Source organism: Xanthomonas sp. AM6 (assembly GCF_025665335.1).
GTDB lineage: Bacteria > Pseudomonadota > Gammaproteobacteria > Xanthomonadales > Xanthomonadaceae > Xanthomonas_A.
In genome coordinates this window covers 4,005,008-4,025,877 of sequence record NZ_CP106869.1, presented here as the reverse complement: position 1 = coordinate 4,025,877, position 20,870 = coordinate 4,005,008, and the positions used below count along the sequence as shown (strand labels likewise).

Below are 20,870 nucleotides of genomic sequence, written 5' to 3'. Positions count from 1 at the left end.
GCGCGCGCCGGCGCAGCGCGTGCGCGCATGGGCGGCGTGTCGCTGCTGGAGATGCTGCTGGTGGTGGGGCTGATCGCGATCGCCGCGGTGCTGGCCGCATCGGTGCTGACCGGCGGCATCGACGGCATGCGCCTGCGTTCGTCGGCCAAGGAGATCGCCTCGCAACTGCGCTACACGCGGGCGCAGGCGATCGCCACCGGCCAGCCGCAGCGCTTCCTGATCGATCCGCAGGCGCACCGCTGGCAGGCGCCCAACGGCCGCCACGGCGAGATCCCGCCGTCGCTGGCGATCCGCTTCAGCGGCGCGCGGCAGGCGCAGCGGCGGCAGGACGAAGGCGCGATCCAGTTCTTCGAGGACGGCGCCGCCACCGGCGGGCGCATCGAGCTGCAGGCGCGCAAGGCCAGCTGGCGCATCGACGTGGCCTGGCTGACCGGCGAGGTCAGGGTCGGGCGGCCGCCGCAGCAGGCCGCGCCATGAAGACGCAGCGCGGCTACACGCTGATCGAGGTGATCGTGGCGTTCGCGCTGCTGGCGCTGGCGCTGACCCTGCTGCTCGGTTCGCTGTCCGGCGCCGCGCGCCAGGTCCAGCGCGCCGACCAGCTCAGCCGCGCCACGCTGTACGCGCAATCGCTGCTGGCCGCGCAGGGCGTGGAGCAGCCGCTGCAGCCCGGCCGCGAGCAGGGCAGCTTCGAGCAGGGCCGCTATCGCTGGACCCTGGACGTGGCGCCGTACGTCGATGCGCGGCGGCCGCCGGACGCGACCATGACCCCCGGCGCGCCGACCCTGCTGCAACTGAACCTGCAGGTGCGCTGGGGCGAGGCGCCGGCGCAGGCGCTGCAGTGGAAGACGCTGCGCCTGGTCAGCGCGCAGGACAACGGGGTGCCGCCATGAGCCGTGCGCCGGGCCGCGCCGCCGCGCGCGGCTTCACCCTGATCGAGGTGCTGCTGGCCACCGTGCTGCTGGTCGGCGGCCTGACCCTGGCCTTCGCCACGCTGCGCTCGGCCACCGCGATCAGCGGCCGCGGCGAGGCGATCGCCGGGCGCAGCGAGCGCATGCGCGCGGTCGAGGGCTTCCTGCGCCGGCGCCTGAGCGGCGCGCAGGCGATGGCGCTGGAGATCGACAGCCGCACCCTGCAGCCGGTGCGCTTCGTCGGCGAGCCGCAGCGCATGCAGTTCGTGGCCGACCTGCCCGACTACCTGGGCCGCGGCGGTCCCTATCTGCACGACCTCGGCGTCAGCGGCGACGGCGGCCAGCAGCGCCTGGCGATCGCGCTGGTGCAGGTGCAGGCCGGCAAGCAGATCACCGAAGAAAAACCGCGTCCGCCCGAACCGTTGGCCGACGGCCTGCGCGAGGTGCGCTTCCGCTACCGCGGCATCGATCCGGAGCGCGGCAGCATCGGCCCCTGGCAGGAGCGCTGGGAGAAGACCGACCAGTTGCCGCTGCTGGTGTCGATCGAGCTGCGCAGCGACGACGGCACGGTGTGGCCGCCGCTGGTGGTGGCGCTGCGCCAGGCCGGCGGCGTGGAGGCGCGGCAATGAGCGCGGCGCCGGGACGGGCGCGCGGCGCGGCGCTGGTGCTGGTGCTGTGGCTGATCGCGCTGCTGACCGCGCTGATCGGCGCGTTCGCGCTGACCGCGCGCACCGAAGGCCTGCAGGGCAAGGTGCTGGGCGACGGCGCGGCGGCGCAGGAGCGCGCCCGCGCCGGGCTGGAATACGCGCTGACCCGCCTCGCCGGCACGCCGACCCAGCCGGGCTGGCGCGCCGACGGGCGCCGCTACCGCTGGCAGTACGAAGACGCCACGATCGACCTGCGGGTCACCGACGAGAGCGGCAAGGTCGACCTGAACCTGGCCGACGCGCCGCTGCTGGCGGCGCTGGTGCGCGCGGTCGGCGGCGATCCGCAGCGCGCCGAGCGCATCGCCGCGGCGATCGTGGACTGGCGCGATCCGGACAACCTCAGCCAGCCCAACGGCGGCGCCGAGGATCCGGACTACGCCGCCGAAGGCCGCCCGTACGGCGCCAAGGACGCGCCGTTCGAGAGCCTGGCCGAACTGCAGCTGGTGCTGGGCATCGATCCGGAGCTGTACGCCAAGCTGCTGCCGAACCTCACCCTGTACAGCGGCATCTCGCGCCCGGCGCCGGAGTTCGCGCCGGCGCCGGTGCTGACCGCGCTCGGCCTGGACGCGCAGCAGGTGCTGGCGCAACGCGAGCGCGACGACCCGGCGCAGGCCGCGCCCATCGGCGGGGGCGGCGGCACCTACAGCATCGAGAGCCGCGCGCGGCTGGCGGCCGGGCGCGAAGGGGTGCTGCGCGCGGTGGTGCGCCCAGGCTCGTCGGCACTGCCGGGCTCCGCCTACACTGTGCTGCGATGGGAAGAAGGATCGACCGTTCGATGACTGCGTGGCGCGACACAATGGAGAAGTTCGGCGTGCGCACGGCGCCCGGGGCCGGCGGCCTGCTGGCCTGGTGGCAGCGTTCGCTGATGGCGTGGCTGCCGCCGCGCTGGCAACTGCAGTTGGGCTGGTCGCAGGCGCGGCTGCTGCTGTGGCGCGAAGGCGAGCAGCTGCTCGTCGCGCGCCAGCTCGGCGCCGAGCTGGGCGCGCCGCTGGCGTTGCCGTGGCCGCTGCCGCCGGCCGACCTGGACGCCGTGCTCGGCCCGCGGCTGGCGGCGTTGCCGCGGGCGTGGCTGCTGCCGGCGCAGTCGGCGCTGCAGCGCACCCTGCGCCTGCCTGCCGCCGCCGCCGAGCACCTGCGCGACGTGGTCAGGTTCGAGATCGACCGGCAGACGCCGTTCCAGGCCGACCAGGTGGTCTACGACGTGCGCGTCGGCGCGCGCCGCGACGCGGCGCACCTCGACGCCGAGCTGGTGGTGGCGCCGCGCCGGGTGCTGGACGAACTGCACGCCAGCGCCGGCGCGCTGCGCCCGACCCTGGCCGGGGTCGACGTCGTCGGCGCCGACGGCACGCCGCTGGGCGTCAACCTGCTGCCGCCGGAGCAGCGCCATCGCCGCGCCGATCCGATGCGGCGCTGGAACGCGATCCTCGCCGCGACCGCGCTGCTGGCGCTGTTCGCCGCCGGCTGGCAGCTGCTGGACAACCGCCGCGACGCGCTCGAACAGCTGCGCGCGCAGGTGGACAGCGGCGCGCAGCGCGCGCGCGGCGTGGCCGCGCAACGCCAGCAACTGCTCGACCTGGTCGAAGGCGCGGCGTTCTTCGACCAGCTGCGCGCCGAGCGCCCGACCGCGCTGGAGATCTGGAACGAGCTGAGCAAGCGCCTGCCCGAGGGCACCTACCTGGAAAAATTCTCGATCGAGGGCGACCAGCTGCAGCTGATCGGGCTCAGCAGCGAAGCGTCCTCGCTGGTCGGGCGGCTGGAAGGCTCGCCGCTGTGGCGCACGCCGTCGCTGACCGGCGTGCTGCAGGCCGACCCGGGCAGCCACCGCGACCGTTTCACCCTGACCGCCGAACTGGCTGGGACCAAGCGCAAGGAGGCCGCCGATGCCGGTGCAGGTCGATAAGCGCGACCGCTGGCTGGCGCTGGGCCTGCTGCTGGCCGCGCTGGGGCTGGGCTACCTGGTGCTGGTGCATCCGTGGTGGACGCTGCCGATGCGCGAGGTCGAGACGCAGATCCAGGAACTGCGCCAGCGCGACCTGCGCGTGCGCATGCAGCTGCAGCAGGCGCCGCAGGTGGCGCAGCGGCTGCAGCAGGCGCAACGCGAGCTGGCCACGCGCCCTGGCTTCCTGCGCGAGAGCTCGGCCGAGCTGGCCTCGGCCGGGCTGGTGCAGCGCCTGGAAAGCGCGGTGGCCACCGCCAGCCCCGGCAACCGCAGCTGCGCGATCAGCAACCGTTCGCCGCTGGCCGCCGACAACCGCCGCGACCGCTTCACCCGCGTCGCGGTGCAGGTGCGGCTGCGCTGCGGCACCCCGGAACTGGCGGCGGTGCTGCACGCGCTGGAGAGCGGCACCCCGGCGCTGTTCGTCGACAATCTCAACGTGATGGCGCAGCGCTACCAGCTGTCGCCGGGCGAGAGCGGCAACGGCCTGGACGTGGCCTTCGAACTGGCCGGCTATCTGCGCCCGAACGCGATGCCGGCGCCGTCCGCGGCGCCGGGCATGGCGCCGCCGGGCAACGCTGCGCCGCCGCCGGGCGCGCCGGTGCTGCAGGCCGGCACCTCCGCCGGCCCCGGGCCGAGCGAACCGGCGGCGCCAGCGCCGCCGGCGGTGGGCGATGCCGCCATGCCCACGCCGCCGCAGCAAGGGGAGGGCACGAATGCGCATTGAAGCGATCGGCCTGCGCAGCGTGTGGCTGGCGACGTTGGCGCTGTGGGGCCTGCTGATCTGGGTGCTGGGCCTGGCCGGCCTCGGCCAGCGCATCGAGCCGCTGCCCGACGACCCGGCCATGACCCAGCGCCTGCCGGCGTTGCCGGCGGCGGCCGGCGAGCGCCTGGGCGCGTTTTCGCGCTACGCCGAGATCGCCGCGCGCCCGGTGTTCGCCGAAGACCGCCGGCCGCACCCGTTCTTCCTCAGCGCCGACAACGGCCAGGCCGCCGCGCCCAGCGTGCGTCTGACCGGCGTGCTGCTCACCGACAGCTTCAAGATGGCCACGCTGACCACCGAGCAGGGTGAATCGCTGCGCCTGCAGCAGGGCGGCGACCCGGTGAAGGGTTGGCGGCTGGTGTCGCTGGAACCGCGGCGGGCGGTGGTCAGCGGCAGCGGCGGCCCGCAGACCCTGGAGCTGCAGGTGTTCGACGGCAAGGGCGGGCAGCCGCCGACGGTGCTCGGCCAGGGCGCGCGTGCGCAGGGCGTGCCGCCGTTGCTGGGGCCGCCGCCTGCGCCTGCGGTCAATGCGCCCGCCAACGCCAACGCCGTCGCGCCGCGCCCACCGGCCGCGTCCGCCGCGACCGTCGCGCCGACGCCGAGCGAACCGGCGGCCGCGCCGGCGCCGTCGTCGGAGCAGTTGCAGGCCATCCGCGAACGTATCGAAGCCCGCCGCCGGCAGTTGCAGCAGCAACGCCAGAACGGCACTCCCCCCGGCCAGAACCCTTAGAGTGATCGCATGACGCCGCGCTTGTTTTCCCTGTTCCTCGCGATCGGCCTGGTGGCCGGCTGCGCCACCACGCCCTCGCCGGACGTCCGCCGCGGCGCCGCGATCAATCCCAACGTCGGCGCCGCCGGCAGCACCAGCGGCACGGCCGGCGCGCCGGCCGGCAACGCCGATCCCGACGGCGCGCCGGACCGCGTGGCCCCGGTGATCCGCCGCGGCAGCGGCACCATGATCAACTCCGGCGCCGCGGCCGCGCCGGCGCCGTCGCTGGGCAACGCCAGCAGCGGCAGCGCCACCTTCAACTTCGAAGGCGAGTCGGTGCATGCGGTGGTCAAGGCGATCCTCGGCGACATGCTCGGGCAGAACTACGTGATCGCGCCGGGCGTGCAGGGCACGGTGACCCTGGCCACGCCCAAGCCGGTGTCGCCGGCGCAGGCGCTGAACCTACTGGAGATGGTGCTGGGCTGGAACAACGCGCGCATGGTCTACAACGGCGGCCGCTACAACATCGTGCCCGCCGACCAGGCCCTGGCCGGCACGGTCGCGCCGAGCACCGCCTCGCCGGCCAGCGCGCGCGGCTTCGAGGTGCGGGTGGTGCCGCTGAAGTTCATCTCCGCCAGCGAGATGAAGAAGGTGCTGGAACCGTACGCGCGGCCGAACGCGATCGTCGGCATCGACGGCTCGCGCAACGTCATCACCCTCGGCGGCACCCGCGCCGAGCTGGAGAACTACCTGCGCACGGTGCAGATCTTCGACGTGGACTGGCTGTCGGGCATGTCGGTGGGCGTGTTCCCGATCCAGTCGGGCAAGGCCGAGCAGGTCGCCGCCGACCTGGAAAAGGTGTTCGGCGAGAACAGCAAGACCCCCAGCGCCGGCATGTTCCGCTTCATGCCGCTGGAGAACGCCAACGCGGTGCTGGTGATCACCCCGCAGGCGCGCTACCTGGACCAGATCCAGGAATGGCTGGACCGCATCGACAGCGCCGGCGGCGGCAGCCGGCTGTTCTCCTACGAGCTGAAATACATCAAGGCCAAGGACCTGGCCGACCGCCTGGCCGAGGTGTTCGGCGCCGGCGGCAACCGCGGCGATTCCAGCGCCTCGCTGATGCCGGGCACGCAGCTGAGCCAGATGGGCAGCGGCGGCTTCAACGGCAGCGGCGACGGCGGCCTGGGCGGGAGCAGCGGGCTGGGCGGCAGCAGCGGCAGCGACAGCTTCTCCTCGGGCAGCAGCAGTTCTTCGTCCGGCAGCAGTGGCGGCCTGGGCAACGGCAGCCTGCAGCTGTCGCCGCGCACTTCCGGCAACGGCAGCGTGACCCTGGAAGTGCAGGGCGACAAGGTCGGCGTGTCGGCGGTGGAGGAGACCAACACCCTGCTGGTGCGCGCCACGCCGCAGTCGTGGCGCTCGATCCGCGACGTGGTCGAGAAGCTCGACGTGATGCCGATGCAGGTGCACATCGAGGCGCAGGTGGCCGAGGTCAGCCTGACCGGCGACCTGCAGTACGGCGTCAACTGGTTCTTCGAGAACGCGGTGAGCGCCGCCGCCGACGCGACCAACATCGGCATCGGCGGCGGCGCCAACCTGCCCAGCGCCGCGGGGCGCGACATCTGGGGCGACATCGCCGGCAAGGTCACCGGCAGCACCGGACTGGGCTGGACCTTCCTCGGCAAGAACGCCGCGGCGGTGATCAGCGCGCTGGACAAGGTCACCAACCTCAAGCTGCTGCAGACCCCGTCGGTGTTCGTGCGCAACAACGCCGAGGCCACGCTCAACGTCGGCACGCGCATCCCGATCAACTCCACGTCGATCAACACCGGCATCGGCACCGACACCAGCTATTCGTCGGTGCAGTACATCGACACCGGCGTGATCCTGAAGGTGCGCCCGCGGGTGACCAAGGACGGCATGGTGTTCCTGGACATCGTGCAGGAAGTCAGCACGCCCGGTTCGCGTCCGACCGCGTGCACCTCCGGCACCACCGTGGTCAACAGCTCCGCCTGCAACGTGGACATCAACACGCGCCGGATCAAGACCGAGGCGGCGGTGCAGAGCGGCGACACCATCATGCTGGCCGGCCTGATCAACGACAGCACCAGCGATGGCAGCTCCGGGGTGCCGTTGCTGAGCAAGCTGCCGGTGGTCGGCGCGCTGTTCGGACAGAAATCTCAGGAAAAGCGCCGCAACGAAGTGATCGTGCTGCTGACCCCGACCATCGTGCGCAACCCGCAGGAAGCGCGCAATCTCACCGACGAGTACGGGCAGAAGTTCAAGGCGATGGAGCCGCTGCCGGCGTCGGGCAAGAAGTAGGCGCGGATGGCGCTGCCCATCGTGCTGCTGCCGGTCGGCGTCGACGACGCGGCGCTGGACGCGTGCCTGGGCGCGCTGGAGGCGCACACCCCGGCCGGCACCCGCGTGTGGCTGGCCGACGACGCCCAGGCCGGGCCGCGCGGCCAGCGCGTGGTCGAGGCCTGGCTGGCGCGCACCCGGCTGCAGGCCGACTACACCCGACGCCCGCGCATGCTCGGCGAGGTCGCGCACCTGGACGAGATGCTGCGCGCCTGCGCCGATGCCGACGTGGTGGTGCTGGCCGCCGACGCGCAGCCGCTGCCCGGCTGGCTGCCGCAACTGGCCGCCTGCCTGGCGCGCGATGCCGCCATCGCCAGCGCCACGCCGTGGAGCAACGCCGGCGAAGCCTGCGCCTGGCCGCGGCTGGGCGAGATCAATCCCGTGCCCGAGGACGGCGAGCGCCTGGCCCGCGCGTGCGCGGCGCTGCCGCCGCTGCATCCGGAACTGCCGGCGGCGGTGTGCCACGCGGTGGCCCTGCGCGGCGCGGCGCGGCAGCGCGCCGGCGGCCTGGACGCGAGCAGCTACGGCTCCTGGTACGCGGCGCTGACCGACCTGTCGCTGCGCATGGCCGGGCTCGGCTGGCGCAACGTGCTGTGCGAAACCGCCTACGTGGCGCGCAGCGGCGAGGGCCGCGCCGCCGACGGCGACATGGACGCGCTGGCTACGCGCTGGCCGGCCTGGCACGCGCGCCTGGCCGGGTTCCTGATGCACGATCCCTTGCGCGCCTGCCGCGAAGAGCTGCAGCGCCTGTACGCCGACCTGCCGCCGCCGGACCCGCAACGCGCGCTGTTCGACGCCTAGCCCGCAGCCGCACCAGCCCATTCCCCGCGCTCCCGCAGGAGCGACTTCGGTCGCGACGAGCGAAGCAGGGAGCCTGCCGATGTCGGACGCCGTCGAGGACCGACGGCCAAAGGCCACCTAACCTTCAACAGAACCGCAGTGGCTTACCGCAAGCCCCTGTAGGAGCGACTTCAGTCGCGACGAACGAAGCAGGGAGCCTGCCGATGTCGGACACCGTCGAGAAGCGATGGCCCACGGCCACTCAAGTTTCCCACAGAACCGCCGTCCAACTTGTCGCAAATCCCTGTAGGAGCGGCTTCAGCCGCGACGAACGAAGCGCTGGCCCCAGGTTCCGCACGCTATCCGTGCCGAGCCTCGATGCTTCCAACCAGCCCGGCGCATCCCGATGCCGCGCGCCTGCATGCAAAGAGCGGAACGACAAGCGTCGTCGGCATCCCATGCGCGCCAGTGCGATCGCCCCGGCCTCACTCAGCCGGCGCCTGCACCTCCACCGTCACCTCCAGCACGTCGTGGCGCCAGGACTCGATGTCGAATTCCACCGCGCGGCCGTCGGCGGCGTAGCTCACCCGCTGCAGCCGGAAGCACGGCGTGCCGGCGGTGGACTGCAGCAGCGCGGCCTGCTCGGCGCCCAGCGTGGCCGGATACATCGACAGCCGGCTGCGCGCCTGGTGCAGGCCGAGCCGCTGCCCGAGCACCGCGCTGAGCGATGCGGCCAGGTCGTAGTCGAGCAGGGTCGGCGCCCAGGCGGCCAGGATCGCGTTGGTCTCCAGCAGCACCGCGCGGCGGCCGATCCAGCGCCGGCGCTGCAGCACGAACACCTCCGCCGCGGCGTCGTCCAGTTCCAGGTGCCGCGCCAGCGTCGCGCCGGCCGGCTGGCGGCGCGCGCCAAGCAGCTCGGTCCGCGGCACGCCGCCCTGCGCGGCCACGTACTGCATGAAGCCGGCGATGCTGGTGGGGTCGTGGCGCACGCGTGGCGCGCTGACGAACCAGCCGCGGCGGTTCTCGCGATAGACGTGCCCTTCCGATTCCAGCTGCTGCAACGCCTCGCGCAGGGTGATGCGGGTGCAGCCGAACAGCGTGGCCAGTTCGCGCTCCACCGGCAGGCGCTGGTCCGCGGCCCATTCGCCGGCGGCGATGCGCGCCAGCAGCGCATCGACGATGCGTTGGCCGAAACCGGCGGCGGGATTCAATGGCGTGGGCATGCGTTCTCCATCGCGGCGCGGCGATTTGCCTGCCTATGGTTGCAGACAACGCAAGGGAAGGGCGCGTTGGCTGGTCGCGGGCCATCGGTCGCGCCAGGCCCCGCCTGTAAATCCGGCCGCAACCGAGGCCACTCCCACGGCGCTGCGCTCACTGCCAATGCCAGGGTCGAGCATGCTCGAGCATCGCGATACCGGTTGTGCCCGTGGCGCCGCGGGTGCGCCGGCTGGCGCGCCAGCGGCGCATGCCGCATCGGTTGCAGCGCACGCGGATGCGCCGGTTCACGACAACGGCGGCGCGGTGGCGCGCCGCAGGTCGGCCTGCCACAGCCGCAGCCCGTACACGGCCAGCACCACGAAGCCGGCATACAGCGCCGCGGTGGGATACAGCCCCTTGTAGACGAACACGCCGACGTAGACGCAGTCGAGCACGATCCACAGGCCCCAGTTGGCGATGCGCTTGCGCGCCGCCCAGAAACTGGCGACCACGCTGAAGGCGGACAGCGCCGCGTCCAGCCACGGCAACGCGGCGTCGGTATGGCGATGCATCAGCCAGCCCAGCAGCGCCGCGCCGGCGGCGCCGGCCAGCAGCGACAGCGCGCCTTCGCGCCGCGGCAGCGGACCGACATGGACCTTGCCGTGGTCCAGCCGGCCCTGGCTCCAGCGCCACCAGCCGTAGCCCTGCAGGAACACGTACACGCCCTGCAGCAACATGTCCGAGTACAGCTTCCATTGGTAGAACAGCCACGCATAGAGCAGCACCGCGACGACGTTGACCGGCCAGCACCAGCGCACGCGGCGCGCGGTCAGCCACACGCCGAGCACGTTGACCAGCACGGCGAGGAGTTCGAGGGGGGACATTGTTGGAAGGCCGGGATTGGGGAGTGGAGATTCGGGATTGGGAGCGGTTCGCGAATTCGCCGCATTGCGCTCTTCTGTAGGAGCGGCTTCAGCCGCGACGCTTTACCGTCAAAGCGTCGCGGCTGAAGCCGCTCCCACATCGGCGGAAAGCATGGCGAGACGGTTGAAAGGCTAGGCTGGGTAATCGGTCAATGTCGAATCAGCGATCAGGACACTCTGTGAATGCATGGCGTGGCGCTTTTCTCGGGAGCAGCTTCAGCCGCGACACGGGAGCGGTAACGCGTCGCGGCTGAAGCCGCTCCTACAAGGTCGTGCTTTCGGCGCCGACATCCTGCTTTTGCGAATCCCCAATCCCGTCTCTCCAATCCCGGCCCTCAGAAATCGAACTGCACCGCCAGCCGCGCCGTGCGCGGCGCGCCCAGGAACAGGTAGTCGTCGCCCTGGTAGTCGCCGACGTCGCGCCAGTAGCGCTTGTTGGCCAGGTTGTCCACGCTCAGCCGCAGCGTGGTCGGCACTGCGCCCAGCCGCGTCGCGTAGCGCGCGCCGGCGTTGTAGACGGTGTAGCCGCCGACGGCGGTGCGGCCGATCCGGTCGGCGTACTTGGCGCCGCTGTATTGCGCGCCGCCCAGCAGTGCCAGGCCGGCCACGCCGGGCACGTCCCAGCTGGCCTGGGCGCTGGCGCGCAGCCTGGGCACGTTCAATGCCTGGTGGCCTTCGTAGGCCGGCGTGCCGGTGTCCTCTGCGCGCGCGCGAATGCCGGCGACGCTGGCCTGCAGGTGCAGCCGTTCGCCGATCGCGCCGTCGGCCGACAGTTCGATGCCGCGGTTGTGCAGGCGGCCCTGCTGCAGGTACAGGAAGCTGCCGTCGGCCTGCGGCTGCGCGTACTGGTAGGCCTGGCGCATGTCGAACAGCGCCGCGCCCAGCGCCAGGCCGTCGCGCTCGTATTTCACGCCGGCCTCGGTCTGGTAGGCGCTGGTCGGCGCGAGGATCGCGTCGGCGTTGCTGGCGAACCATGCCGCGGTGCCGCCCGGCGCCAGGCCCTTGGCGAAGCTGGCGTACAGCGACAGCGTGTCCTGCGGCTTGAACAGCAGCGCCGCCTGCGGCAGCAGTTCCGAGCGGCGGGTGTGGCGGGTCAGCGCGCCGTCGCGGTCCCAGGCGCGCTCGTCGTAGCGCACCTGGCGCGCGCCCAGCAGCAGCTGCCAGGCCTCGCCGATGCCGATGCGGTCGCTGGCCAGCAGCGCGGTCTGCGCGCTGTCCAGGCGCCGCCGCTTGGGATCCAGTTGGACGTCGGTCTGGGCGAAGACCGGCGGATCGGCGCCGATGTTGCCGGTGCCGATCCATTCGTTGATCGAGCCGTGGCGGTCGATGCTGCGCTGCAGATAGTCCACGCCGACGTTGAGCTGGTGCTGCAGCGGGCCGGTGGCGAAGCTGCCGGAGAGGGTCGCCTGCACCTGATCGTTGCGGCGGGTGTCGTCGGGGCTGCGGTAGTCGTAGACGTCGTAGTCGCCTTCGCGGCCGAAGTAGTTGGGGATCGCGTCGCCGGCGCAGCTGGCCGCGCCGTAGCAGCCCCAGGCGAAGCTGGAATAGTCGTCGATCACCGCGCGGCTGTGGGCGGCCGCCAGCTGCGCGCTCCAGGCGTCGTTGAAGCGGTAGCGATAGCGCAGCTGCGCATTGAGCGAATCGATGCCGACCGGCCGGGACCACGGCTGGTACGCCAGCAGCCGGTGCACCGACACGTCGCCGGGCAGGCGCTCGCCGCCGAGCAGCTGGTAGCCGGGCACCGAGCGTTGCTGCCGGTCCTGGTACTCCACGTCCAGCTGCAGCGTCGATCGCGGGTCGATGTTCCAGTCCGCGGCCAGCGACAGGAAATTGCGGTGGCCGTCGGCATGCTCGACGTAGCTGCGGATGTCCTCGTGCGCGGCGTTGACGCGCAGGCCGAACCGGCGGTCGCGGCCGAACCAGCCGCCCAGGTCCGCCGCGGCATAACGGCCGCCCTCGTCGTCGCTGCCGAGCACCAGCGTGCGCACCTGCTGCGGGCGCTTGGTCTGGTAGTCGACGACGCCGGCTGGTTCGTTGAGGCCGGATTGCAGCCCGGACAGGCCCTTGAGCACCTGCACCTGCTGCTTGTTCTCCAGCGCCACGTTCTGCTCGCCGGCGATGGTCAGGCCGTTGATGCGGTAGCTGTTGGCGGCATTGAGCGAATAGCCGCGCACCACGAAGTTCTCGTAGTAGCCGATCGGCGCGTAGCTGTCGCCGACCGAGGCGTCGGCGCGCAGCACTTCGCTGAGCACGCGCACCTGGCGGTCGTCCAGTTGCGCGCGGTCGATCGTCCCGATCGCCGCGGGCGTGTCCAGCAGCGCGGCATCGCCGTAGCCGCCGAGCTCGGAGCGGTTGCGCGCCCGCTCGGCCTGCACGTTGACCGCGTCCAGGTCGACCGGCGTGCGCGTGTCCGCATCGGTGGCGCGCGCTGGTGCGGCGGTGGCGGCCAGCGCCAGCGCCAGGGCGAGCGGCGCGAGCGCGGGGAAGGTATGGGACATGATGACCTCTAGGCGGGAATCGGGACGGAAAGGACGGACGCCGCTGTGCATGGGCAGCGGCGGGATCGGGGAGCGGGGGCGACGCCGCATCGGCATCGCCGCACGGCGCGTGCGGACACTGCGCGGGGCGGACGCAGCGCGCTCATCGCGCCGCCTCCGCGTGCCATTGCAATCGCCGCAGCAGGCGCTGGCCCTCCTCGCCGCCGAACCAGTCGGCATGGCCGAGCAGGTAGCGGCGATAGGCGATGTCGGCATTGGCGTCGGAACCGGTGATGCCGGCGAAATAGTCGATCTCGCTGAGCGCGAAGTCGGCATGCGCGATCGGCAGCAGCGCGGCCAGCAGGCGCAACTGCGCCGCGCCCAACGGCAACACCTGCGCGTAGCCGTGCAGCAACGCATCGAGCTGGTCGAGGTCGGCCGCGGCGCGGCCGCCGACGTCCAGCTCCAGCCACGGCACCAGGTTGCGCTCGATCGCGGTGGCCAGGTCGAACAGCGCGAAGCTGCGGTCGGCCAGGCCGAAATCGAACACTGCGCTGACCTCGCTCGCCGTGCCCCGGTCGCGCCACAGCAGGTTGGAGGCGTGCCAGTCGCCATGCGTCCACATCGGCGGCGGAGGCGATTGCAGCAGCGGCCAGGCGCGCGCGTGCCAGGGCAGCAGGTGCCGGTGCAGGTCGCCGTGCCAGTCGTGCCGTTGCAGCCACGCCGCCAGCGCCGGCCGTCCGCGCAGGTCGCGCTGCAGCGCCTGCAGCGGATCGGCGCGGCCGAACAGGCGCAGGTTGGCGACCAGCAGCGCGGTGCTGCGCGGCGCCGCCACGTAGCCGGCGGCGGCGCGGTGCAGCAGCGCGAGCGCGTGCCCGGCGGCGCGTGCGTGGGCGGTGCCGGCGAAGGGCTGCCAGGAGGCGGTGTCGCGGTACAGGTCCTCGCCCGCGGCGGCGCGCTGCACCTCGTAGGTCCAGTCGCCGATCGCCACCGCGCTGGCGCCGTCGGGCGCGCGCAGCAGCACCGGCACCGGCATCCCGCGCGCGCGCAGGTGGTCGATGAAGCGGTGTTCCTCGCCCAGGGTGCGCGCATCGCGCACGCTGTGGTGATGGCGCTTGACGAACAGGCGGCCGGCCGCGCTGTCGACCTCGGCCGCGGCGGAGAACGGGCGCGGGCTGTGCCAGCGCAGGGCGCGGACCGCGTCGGGCAGGCCCATGCGCCGCAACAGCGCGTCCACCTCGTCGCCACGCAGGGGCGGCCAGTCCGCCGTGGCCGGGGCCAGGCTCATGCCGTGGATCTGGTGCGCGCTCATCGCGCCTGCCCTGGGCGCAGGTCCGCAGCGACGGTGTGGCGATGCGCGACCGTCGAGGCGCGTTCGGGAGTTGGTCTAGACCAGTGTCGCGGGGTCCTGCGGCGGCGGCCGACGGCGAGGTCGGTCGCAGGGCGGCGCTGCCGGGGCGTCTGCATGCACGGCCACCGCAGGGGGCGGCCGATGCGTAGCGATCCTGGCGGCAGCGCGCCGTAGTGGGCGCTAGCCGTCATCTACACCGCGAAGGACGTGGGACGGGCGATTCTACCGCGTTCGCGCGCGCTGCCGGCGGCGCAGGCGCGCCGCGTTCGCCGGCCGCGCAGGCACGGCGCCTTCTGCGCACAGCGCTTTGCCCGGATAATCGGCGCATGAGCGAACAGCAGATGGCCGTGGTGGTGGTGACCTACGAGAGCGGCAGCACCATCGACGCCTGCCTGCAGCGGCTGCGCGCGGCGGCGCAGGTCGCGCAGATCCGCGTGGTCGACAACGCCTCGCGCGACGACACCCTGGCGATCGTGCAGCGCCACGCGCTGGAGGACCGGCGGGTGCGCTTCATCGCCAATCCCGACAATCCCGGCTTCGCCACCGCCTGCAACCAGGGCGCGGCGGCCAGCGATGCGCCGTGGCTGGCCTTCGTCAATCCGGACCTGCTGGTGGAGGCCGACACGCTGGCGCTGCTGCGCGCGCAGGTCGCCGCGCTCGGCGATGCGCTGCTCGGCGTGGAGCAGGTGGACGAGCACGGCCGCGCCGACGCGGCGGTGCGCCGCCGCGATCCGGACTTCGCGGCGATGCTGCGGCATCCGCTGGCCGGCTCGCGGCTGGCGGTTGCGGCCGATCCGGCGCAGCCGCTGCAGCGCGTGGACGCGATCTCCGGCGCGCTGATGCTGTTGCCGCGCGCGCTGTTCGACCGCATCGGCGGCTGGGACGCCGGCTACCGGCTGCATGCCGAGGACCTGGACCTGTGCCGCCGCGCGCGCCAGGCCGGGGCCACGGTGGCGGTGGCCAACGGCCTGCGCGTGCTGCACGTGCGCGGGGTGTCCAGCCGCAAGCGGCCATGGTTCGTGGAGTGGCACAAGCACCGCGGGCTGTGGCGCTATTTCCGCAAGTTCGAGGCGCCCGCGCGCAGCGCGCCGGTGCGCGCGGCGGTGTGGGCGGTGATCTGGCTGCATGCCTGGGTGACCTTCGCCAGGCTGTGCTGGCGCCGTCCCGGCTGAACGCAGCACCAGGCTGGTGCATGCGCCGCCTCAGGCTGTATGCGTGATGAGCAGTTCATTTATTGCGTGATGTGAAGCACGCAGAAAAGGTGCTACGTTCCAGTCGCGATTCCGGAACCGGGATCGTTTCCTGCTCCCTGTTCCAGGGGCCCCCACCAGGAAACAACAGCGATGAACCAGCCCTACGGCGAGCGTGCGCGCTCGTGGTCGCACGCATGTGCGGCATCCCTTTCCATGGCGAATGCTGGTTGCGTGCGGCCGCGGCCGGGCCGGCGCGCACGCGCGCTGTCGGCACTGGCCCTGGGCCTGGCCGCGGTAACGGCCGGACCGTGCTTCGCCGGCGCCTGGGTACAGGACGAGGGCGCCGCGCTGGCGATCCTCAAGGCCAGCCACAGCGACGGCGGCGCGGTCTACAACAGCCACGGCCAGAGCCAGAATTTCCCCGATGCCGGGCGCAGCCGCCAGGACCAGCTGAACCTCTATGCCGAGTACGGGCTGAGCGCCGACCTGACCATGGTCGGCAACTTCTATTTCAGCAAGGTCGGCTATCGCAACGACAGCGGCTACGGCAACCAGCACACGACCGGCTGGGCCGACCAGGAAATCGGCCTGCGCTACCGCCTGGACCCGGATGGCCGCGACGGCCCCTGGCAGGGCGCGGTGCAGGTGCTGGCGCTGCTCCCCGGCTACGGCCGGCAGGGCGCCGACGACCGCGACCGCCCGGCGCTGGGGCAGGGCGACTACGGCGCCGAGCTGCGCTACAGCGTCGGCCGCGGCTACCGGGCCGGCAGCCGCGACGGCTACGTGGACCTCGGCGCGGCGGTGCGCCTGCGCGGCGGCGATTCCGCCGACGAGGCGCGGCTGGACATCAGCAGCGGCCTGGCATTGGCGCCGCGCTGGATGCTGATCGGCGAACTCAACGTGATCCAGGGCCTGGGCAACGGCAACGGGCCCAATCCGGTCTATGCGCCCGGCACCCCGATCCGCGGCAACAACTACGACCTGACCAAGCTGCAGGCCTCGCTGCTGCACACGCTGCCCGGCGGCACCCAGGTGCAGCTCGGCTACCAGCAGCCGGTGGCCGGGCGCAACACCGGCGGCGCCGGCGGCCCGTTCGTGGCCGCCTGGTGGCGGTTCTAGCGGTGGCGGCGGTGAACGGCGCTGCGGCAAGCGCCACTGGCGACGCGATCGGCCCGCTCGGCAGCGTGCCCGAGCCGCGCGGCTGGCAGACCCCGATCGGCACCGCGCTGGTCGAGGCCGGGGTCATCGACGCGGCGCAGCTGCAGGACGCGCTGGCGCTGCAGGCGCGTTGGCGTTCGCGCCTGGGCGACGTGGTGCTGGCGCAGCGCGGGGTCACCGCGCTGCGTTTCTATACGGTGCTGTCCGCGCATTTCGGATTGAACTTCGTCAACCTGATGCAGCAGCCGATCGACCCGGCGCTGTTCGAGCCGCAGCGGCTGGCCGAGTACGCGCAGCGCCTGGTGCTGCCATGGCGCCGCGAAGAGGGCCGGCTGGTGCTGGCGGTGGCCGACCCCGGCCCGGAGACCTTCGCCTGGGCGCGCAACCTGTACGGCGCGGACGTGCGCTTCGTCGGCACCTCCAAGTTCGACATCGTGTGGGGCCTGCAGCAGCAGGCCGATGCGCAGCTCACCCACGACGCGCTGAACCTGCTCGCCGAGCATGCGCCTGAGCATTCGGCCAAGCAGGTGGTCACGCGCAGGCAGGTGGGGTCGCTGTGCACGCTGGCGGCGCTGTTGCTGCTGGCGCTGGCGATCTGGCCGGTGCCGACGCTGGTCGCGATCAACGGCGTGATCGGTATCGCCTTCATGGCGACGTTCCTGCTCAAGTTCACGCTGGCCTGGCTGGGCGCGCGCCGCCGCATCGACATCAAGGTCACCGATGCGGAAGTGGCCGCGCTCGACGACGAGGACCTGCCGGTCTACACCGTGCTGGTGCCGATGTACAAGGAACCGGACGTGCTGCCGATCCTTGCCAACGCCTTGCGCCGGCTCGACTACCCGACCTCCAAGCTGGACGTGAAGCTGGTGCTGGAGGCCGACGACATCGAGACCATCGAGGCGGCCAAGGCGCTGGGCCTGGAGGCGTTCTTCGAGATCATCCGGGTGCCGCCGTCGCAGCCCAAGACCAAGCCGAAGGCGTGCAACTACGCGCTGCAGTTCGCGCGCGGGCAGATGCTCACCATCTACGACGCCGAGGACAAGCCGGAGCCGGACCAGCTCAAGCGTGCGGTCGCCGCGTTCCGCAAGTCGCCGGCCGACGTGGCCTGCATCCAGGCGCGGCTGAACTACTACAACGCCGACGAGAACTGGCTCACGCGCATGTTCACGCTGGAATACACGCTGTGGTTCGACTTCTACCTGCCGGCGCTGGAAACCCTGCGCATCCCGATCCCGCTGGGCGGCACCTCCAACCATTTCCGCCTGGACATCCTGCGCAAGGTCCACGCCTGGGACCCGTACAACGTCACCGAGGACGCCGACCTGGGGGTGCGCCTGACCCAGCAGGGCTACCGGGTCAGCGTGGTCAACTCGACCACGTTCGAGGAAGCCAACGTCAGCGTCCCCAACTGGATCCGGCAGCGCTCGCGCTGGCTCAAGGGCTACATGCAGACCTGGCTGGTGCACATGCGCGATCCGCTGCAGCTGTACCGCTCGGTCGGTTTCCGCGGCTTCTGGGGCTTCCAGTTCTTCGTCGGCGGCACCTTCTTCACCGCCTTGATCGCGCCGCCGATGTGGCTGGTCTACGGCGTCTGGGCGCTGACCGGCACGCGCGCGTTCGATCCGGTGTTCCCGCCCGCGCTGCTGTACCTGAGCCTGCTCAACCTGCTGCTGGGCAACGGCTTCCTGATCTACATGACACTGGTGGCCGCGTTCAAGCGCGACTACTTCCGGCTTGCGCCGTACGCGCTGACCGTGCCGCTGTACTGGCTGCTGCAATCGATCGCCGCCTACAAGGGGCTTTGGCAGCTCATCCGCAATCCGTTCTACTGGGAAAAGACCACCCATGGCATCAGCAAGCACATGGCCGAAGAGCGCCGCGCCGCACTCGACGATTGAGACGCCGCGCCGCTACCGCGGCGTGCCGGTGTTCGTGGCCACCGCCGCGCTGCTGGCGCTGCTGTGCCACCGGCTGCTCGCGCACGGCTACATGAGCGACGACGCGATGGCGCAGTACGCCAAGCTGTTGCTGTTGCGCGACGCGGCCGGCTTCCGCACCGAGTATCTCGGTTTCCTCTACGCGCAGGCCTCGCTGTACCTGGGCCTGTTGATCGGCAGCGTGCCGGGGCTGTCCACGCCGTTGCTGCCGTACCTGGCGGACGTGCTTGCCGGCGCGGCGCTGGTGACGCTGCTGTGGCGCGATCTCGCCGCCGGCCTGGGCCGCGCCTGGGCCTGGGGCCTGTGCGCGGCGCTGGTGCTGCAGCCGTTCTTCCTGTGGCCGACGCTGTCGGGCAACAACCAGGGCCTGGGCCTGCTGGTGTTCTACCTGACCTGCCGCGCGCTGCGCCATCTGCGCGGCGATCCGGAAGCCTTCGCCTACCTGCGCCTGGCGCTGGGCCTGTGCCTGCTGTTCTTCGTCGACGAGCGCGCCTGCTTCCTGGCCGTGGCGATGGCGCCGTGGCTGGGCCTGATCGCGCCGCAGGGCATGCTGCGGCGCGCGCCGCTGTCGTTCTACCTGGTCTGCTACCTGCCGTTCCTGTTCGCGGTCGCGACCTGGATGTACCTGAACTACCTGTTCTTCGGCGACGCGCTGCTGTTCGTGCGCGATCAACATTCGGCGTTCCGCGGCAGCTATGCGCAGGCCGCGCTGCAGCCGTGGCTGCAGCAGGCGCTGGCGCGGCCGTGGTGGCCGCCGCTGTACCTGGCGTTGGCCGGCCTGGTCACCACGCCGCTGCTGTTGCTGGTGCGGCGCACGCGCCTGACCAGCACCTGGCGCTGCGTGCTGGTGGCGACCGTCACCGTGATCGGCGCCGGCACGCTGGCGGCGTGGGCGCGCTTCAGCGCGCAGCCGCTGGATTTCCTGGCGCTGATGGTGGTGCCGACGGCGCTGGTGCTGGGCGACGTGCGCCGCGAGCTGCGTTGGCTGGCATTGGCGCTGCTGCTGCTCGGCGCGATCGCCAGCGGCTGGGTCATCGCCCGAACCGCGGCCTCGACCACCCGCGACTGGGCCGCGGCGCTGCGCGCGCCGGTGGCGCCGCGGCATCCGGACGAAGCGCGGCTGGGCGCCTGGCTGGCCGAAGCGCGGCTGCCGACCCTGCTCGACGATCGCGCCGGCTACGCGGTGATCGTGGCGCGTGGCGACGCGCAAGGCCTCGTCCTGCCGTTCGACCCGCGCTACAAGCGCGCGCTGGACGACCCGCGGCAGATGCCGGCGCAGGTGGTGGTGGCCGACCCGGCGAGCCGGGCCGGTGCCCTGGACGGCGTCAACCGGCGCCTGCCGCAGCTGTGGCAGCAGGGCCTGCCGGGCTACAGTCTGGTCTACCGACAAGGGACCTACCGGGTATGGCGTCGATTGCCGTGAGATGGCTGGCCGGCCTGCTGTTCGCGATGAGCGCGTGCGGCTGCGGCGCGGCCACGCCCGCGCCGGCATCTACGCCGTGGATGGGCGCCAACGTCAAGGTGTCGGCGCAGGCGCCGTGGGGTAGCGCCGCGGCGCAGCGCTCGCTGCGGCAGCTGGCTGCCGCCGGCGCCGAACGCGCGCTGCTGGTCGCCTTCGTCTGGCAGGCCACGCCGCAGTCCGACGATCCGGTGCTGGGCAGCGACAGCAGCGTGGAACAGGTGCGCGCCGGGCTGCGGCAGATGCGCGCGGCCGGCCTGCAGCCGGTGCTGAAGGTGCACCTGTGGATCCCGGGCCATTGGGCCGGCGACGCCGCGCCGGCCGATCGCGCGGCCTGGTTCGCCGCCTACCGGCGCGCGCTGCTGCAGCTGGCGCAGGTCGCCGCCGAAGAGCGGGCAGAGGCCTTGATCGTCGGCACCGAATTGCGCGGCCTGCAGGACGCGCCGCAGTGGCCGGCGCTGGTGGCGGCGGTACGCGAGGCCTACCGCGGCCCGCTCGGCTACGTGGCCGACGGCCTGGAACAGGCCGAGCGCTTCGGCTACTGGGACCGCTTCGACTTCGTCGGCACCAGCCTGTACCCGGCGCTGTCGTCGTCGCCGGCGCAGCGGCTGGCGCAGATGCGCGCGGCGGCCGAGCGGGTGCAGGCGCTAGGCGCGCGCAGCGGGCGTCCGGTGTGGGTGGCGGAACTGGGGCTGCGCTCGGCGCGCGGCAGCCTGGCCGCGCCCTGGGAAAGTCCCGAGCAGCGCAGCGCCGCGGTGGACACCGCCTTGCAGGCGCAGGTGCTGCAGGACTGGCGGCGCGTGCTCGGCGAACGGCGCATCGCCGGCATCGCGCTGTGGTGCTGGTACACCGATCCGGACGCGGGCGGCGCGCACGACAGCGATTTCACCGTGCAGCACAAGCCGGCGCAGGCGGTGCTGGCGCGTGGCGCCGCGCGCTGACGCTTCCTGCGGGAGCCGCTTCAGCCACGACAGGCATCGCCGTGGCGCCCGTCGCGGCTGAAGCCGCTCC

The 20,870-nt window shown here is 72.5% G+C and carries 17 protein-coding genes and 1 pseudogene; 14 read left to right on the top strand and 4 right to left on the bottom strand.

All coding sequences use genetic code 11. From position 1 onward, the window contains the following. The first annotated feature begins 27 nt into the window (after positions 1 to 27). The 9 genes and pseudogenes from OCJ37_RS17225 to OCJ37_RS17185 all read left to right on the top strand — a co-directional run bounded on the left by OCJ37_RS17225 (position 28) and on the right by OCJ37_RS17185 (position 8,185). Entirely contained in the window at positions 28 to 477 is a 450-nt protein-coding gene (locus OCJ37_RS17225) for a type II secretion system protein XpsH (RefSeq protein ID WP_263113726.1), read from the top strand. After that, positions 474 to 890, top strand: a complete 417-nt coding sequence (locus OCJ37_RS17220; protein WP_263110912.1) for a type II secretion system protein XpsI — start codon at positions 474 to 476, stop codon at positions 888 to 890. Before OCJ37_RS17225 ends, OCJ37_RS17220 begins: the two co-directional genes overlap by 4 nt. Continuing rightward, entirely contained in the window at positions 887 to 1,537 is a 651-nt protein-coding gene (locus OCJ37_RS17215) for a type II secretion system protein J (RefSeq protein WP_263110911.1), read from the top strand. The genes OCJ37_RS17220 and OCJ37_RS17215 overlap by 4 nt, the downstream gene beginning before the upstream one ends. Then, complete coding sequence (locus tag OCJ37_RS17210; RefSeq protein ID WP_263110910.1) at positions 1,534 to 2,394, top strand: type II secretion system minor pseudopilin; 861 nt, start codon at positions 1,534 to 1,536, stop codon at positions 2,392 to 2,394. Before OCJ37_RS17215 ends, OCJ37_RS17210 begins: the two co-directional genes overlap by 4 nt. Further along, positions 2,391 to 3,515, top strand: coding sequence for a PilN domain-containing protein (locus OCJ37_RS17205; RefSeq protein ID WP_263110909.1), 1,125 nt, complete (start codon positions 2,391 to 2,393; stop codon positions 3,513 to 3,515). Before OCJ37_RS17210 ends, OCJ37_RS17205 begins: the two co-directional genes overlap by 4 nt. After that, positions 3,496 to 4,119 (top strand): annotated as a pseudogene (gspM, locus tag OCJ37_RS17200) (type II secretion system protein GspM); the annotation flags it as partial. The gene OCJ37_RS17205 and the pseudogene gspM, both read left to right, overlap by 20 nt. 148 nt (positions 4,120 to 4,267) lie before the next feature. Then, the gene (gene xpsN / locus OCJ37_RS17195; protein ID WP_263110907.1) at positions 4,268 to 5,044 is read left to right on the top strand and encodes a type II secretion system protein XpsN; all 777 of its coding nucleotides are present in this window, start codon (positions 4,268 to 4,270) and stop codon (positions 5,042 to 5,044) included. Between the two features lie 9 nt (positions 5,045 to 5,053). Next, positions 5,054 to 7,345, top strand: coding sequence for a type II secretion system secretin GspD (gspD, locus tag OCJ37_RS17190; RefSeq protein WP_263110906.1), 2,292 nt, complete (start codon positions 5,054 to 5,056; stop codon positions 7,343 to 7,345). A 6-nt stretch (positions 7,346 to 7,351) separates the two neighbouring features. After that, on the top strand, positions 7,352 to 8,185 hold the full coding sequence (locus tag OCJ37_RS17185) for a glycosyltransferase family 2 protein (RefSeq protein ID WP_263110905.1): 834 nt from the start codon (positions 7,352 to 7,354) through the stop codon (positions 8,183 to 8,185). A 464-nt stretch (positions 8,186 to 8,649) separates the two neighbouring features. Here the strand turns inward: OCJ37_RS17185 and OCJ37_RS17180 are convergent, their stop codons facing one another. The 4 genes from OCJ37_RS17180 to OCJ37_RS17165 all read right to left on the bottom strand — a co-directional run bounded on the left by OCJ37_RS17180 (position 8,650) and on the right by OCJ37_RS17165 (position 14,073). Then, positions 8,650 to 9,387 carry a UTRA domain-containing protein gene (locus tag OCJ37_RS17180; protein WP_263110904.1) on the bottom strand — a complete coding sequence of 246 codons (738 nt, stop codon included), beginning with the start codon at positions 9,385 to 9,387 and terminating at the stop codon, positions 8,650 to 8,652. A gap of 279 nt (positions 9,388 to 9,666) precedes the next feature. Then, complete coding sequence (gene pnuC / locus OCJ37_RS17175; protein ID WP_263110903.1) at positions 9,667 to 10,245, bottom strand: nicotinamide riboside transporter PnuC; 579 nt, start codon at positions 10,243 to 10,245, stop codon at positions 9,667 to 9,669. A 374-nt stretch (positions 10,246 to 10,619) separates the two neighbouring features. Next, positions 10,620 to 12,782, bottom strand: a complete 2,163-nt coding sequence (locus tag OCJ37_RS17170; RefSeq protein ID WP_263110902.1) for a TonB-dependent siderophore receptor — start codon at positions 12,780 to 12,782, stop codon at positions 10,620 to 10,622. Positions 12,783 to 12,924: 142 nt separating this feature from the next. Beyond that, complete coding sequence (locus OCJ37_RS17165) at positions 12,925 to 14,073, bottom strand: phosphotransferase enzyme family protein (protein WP_263110901.1); 1,149 nt, start codon at positions 14,071 to 14,073, stop codon at positions 12,925 to 12,927. Positions 14,074 to 14,438: 365 nt separating this feature from the next. On the opposite strand from OCJ37_RS17165, the gene OCJ37_RS17160 reads away from it, so the two are divergent. The 5 genes from OCJ37_RS17160 (at position 14,439) to OCJ37_RS17140 (ending at position 20,800) form a co-directional block, all read left to right on the top strand. Next, entirely contained in the window at positions 14,439 to 15,284 is an 846-nt protein-coding gene (locus tag OCJ37_RS17160) for a glycosyltransferase family 2 protein (protein WP_263110900.1), read from the top strand. Positions 15,285 to 15,455: 171 nt separating this feature from the next. Next, positions 15,456 to 16,424 carry a hypothetical protein gene (locus tag OCJ37_RS17155; protein ID WP_263110899.1) on the top strand — a complete coding sequence of 323 codons (969 nt, stop codon included), beginning with the start codon at positions 15,456 to 15,458 and terminating at the stop codon, positions 16,422 to 16,424. 47 nt (positions 16,425 to 16,471) lie between these two features. Continuing rightward, positions 16,472 to 18,361: a glycosyltransferase family 2 protein gene (locus tag OCJ37_RS17150; protein WP_263113725.1), complete on the top strand. Its 1,890-nt coding sequence runs from the start codon at positions 16,472 to 16,474 to the stop codon at positions 18,359 to 18,361. Then, positions 18,309 to 19,823, top strand: a complete 1,515-nt coding sequence (locus OCJ37_RS17145) for a hypothetical protein (RefSeq protein WP_263110898.1) — start codon at positions 18,309 to 18,311, stop codon at positions 19,821 to 19,823. Before OCJ37_RS17150 ends, OCJ37_RS17145 begins: the two co-directional genes overlap by 53 nt. Then, positions 19,805 to 20,800 carry a glycoside hydrolase family 113 gene (locus OCJ37_RS17140; protein WP_263110897.1) on the top strand — a complete coding sequence of 332 codons (996 nt, stop codon included), beginning with the start codon at positions 19,805 to 19,807 and terminating at the stop codon, positions 20,798 to 20,800. The genes OCJ37_RS17145 and OCJ37_RS17140 overlap by 19 nt, the downstream gene beginning before the upstream one ends. Positions 20,801 to 20,870: the final 70 nt, after the last annotated feature.

Excerpts from the sequence above, each read along its gene's own strand:
- OCJ37_RS17225 (WP_263113726.1), top strand. The coding sequence starts at position 28 with ATGGGCGGCGTGTCGCTGCTGGAGATGCTGCTGGTGGTGGGGCTGATC.
- OCJ37_RS17220 (WP_263110912.1), top strand. The coding sequence starts at position 474 with ATGAAGACGCAGCGCGGCTACACGCTGATCGAGGTGATCGTGGCGTTC.
- OCJ37_RS17215 (WP_263110911.1), top strand. The coding sequence starts at position 887 with ATGAGCCGTGCGCCGGGCCGCGCCGCCGCGCGCGGCTTCACCCTGATC.
- OCJ37_RS17210 (WP_263110910.1), top strand. The coding sequence starts at position 1,534 with ATGAGCGCGGCGCCGGGACGGGCGCGCGGCGCGGCGCTGGTGCTGGTG.
- OCJ37_RS17205 (WP_263110909.1), top strand. The coding sequence starts at position 2,391 with ATGACTGCGTGGCGCGACACAATGGAGAAGTTCGGCGTGCGCACGGCG.
- xpsN (WP_263110907.1), top strand. The coding sequence starts at position 4,268 with ATGCGCATTGAAGCGATCGGCCTGCGCAGCGTGTGGCTGGCGACGTTG.
- gspD (WP_263110906.1), top strand. The coding sequence starts at position 5,054 with ATGACGCCGCGCTTGTTTTCCCTGTTCCTCGCGATCGGCCTGGTGGCC.
- OCJ37_RS17185 (WP_263110905.1), top strand. The coding sequence starts at position 7,352 with ATGGCGCTGCCCATCGTGCTGCTGCCGGTCGGCGTCGACGACGCGGCG.
- OCJ37_RS17180 (WP_263110904.1), bottom strand. The coding sequence starts at position 9,387 with ATGCCCACGCCATTGAATCCCGCCGCCGGTTTCGGCCAACGCATCGTC.
- pnuC (WP_263110903.1), bottom strand. The coding sequence starts at position 10,245 with ATGTCCCCCCTCGAACTCCTCGCCGTGCTGGTCAACGTGCTCGGCGTG.
- OCJ37_RS17170 (WP_263110902.1), bottom strand. The coding sequence starts at position 12,782 with ATGTCCCATACCTTCCCCGCGCTCGCGCCGCTCGCCCTGGCGCTGGCG.
- OCJ37_RS17165 (WP_263110901.1), bottom strand. The coding sequence starts at position 14,073 with ATGAGCGCGCACCAGATCCACGGCATGAGCCTGGCCCCGGCCACGGCG.
- OCJ37_RS17160 (WP_263110900.1), top strand. The coding sequence starts at position 14,439 with ATGAGCGAACAGCAGATGGCCGTGGTGGTGGTGACCTACGAGAGCGGC.
- OCJ37_RS17155 (WP_263110899.1), top strand. The coding sequence starts at position 15,456 with ATGAACCAGCCCTACGGCGAGCGTGCGCGCTCGTGGTCGCACGCATGT.
- OCJ37_RS17145 (WP_263110898.1), top strand. The coding sequence starts at position 18,309 with ATGGCATCAGCAAGCACATGGCCGAAGAGCGCCGCGCCGCACTCGACG.
- OCJ37_RS17140 (WP_263110897.1), top strand. The coding sequence starts at position 19,805 with ATGGCGTCGATTGCCGTGAGATGGCTGGCCGGCCTGCTGTTCGCGATG.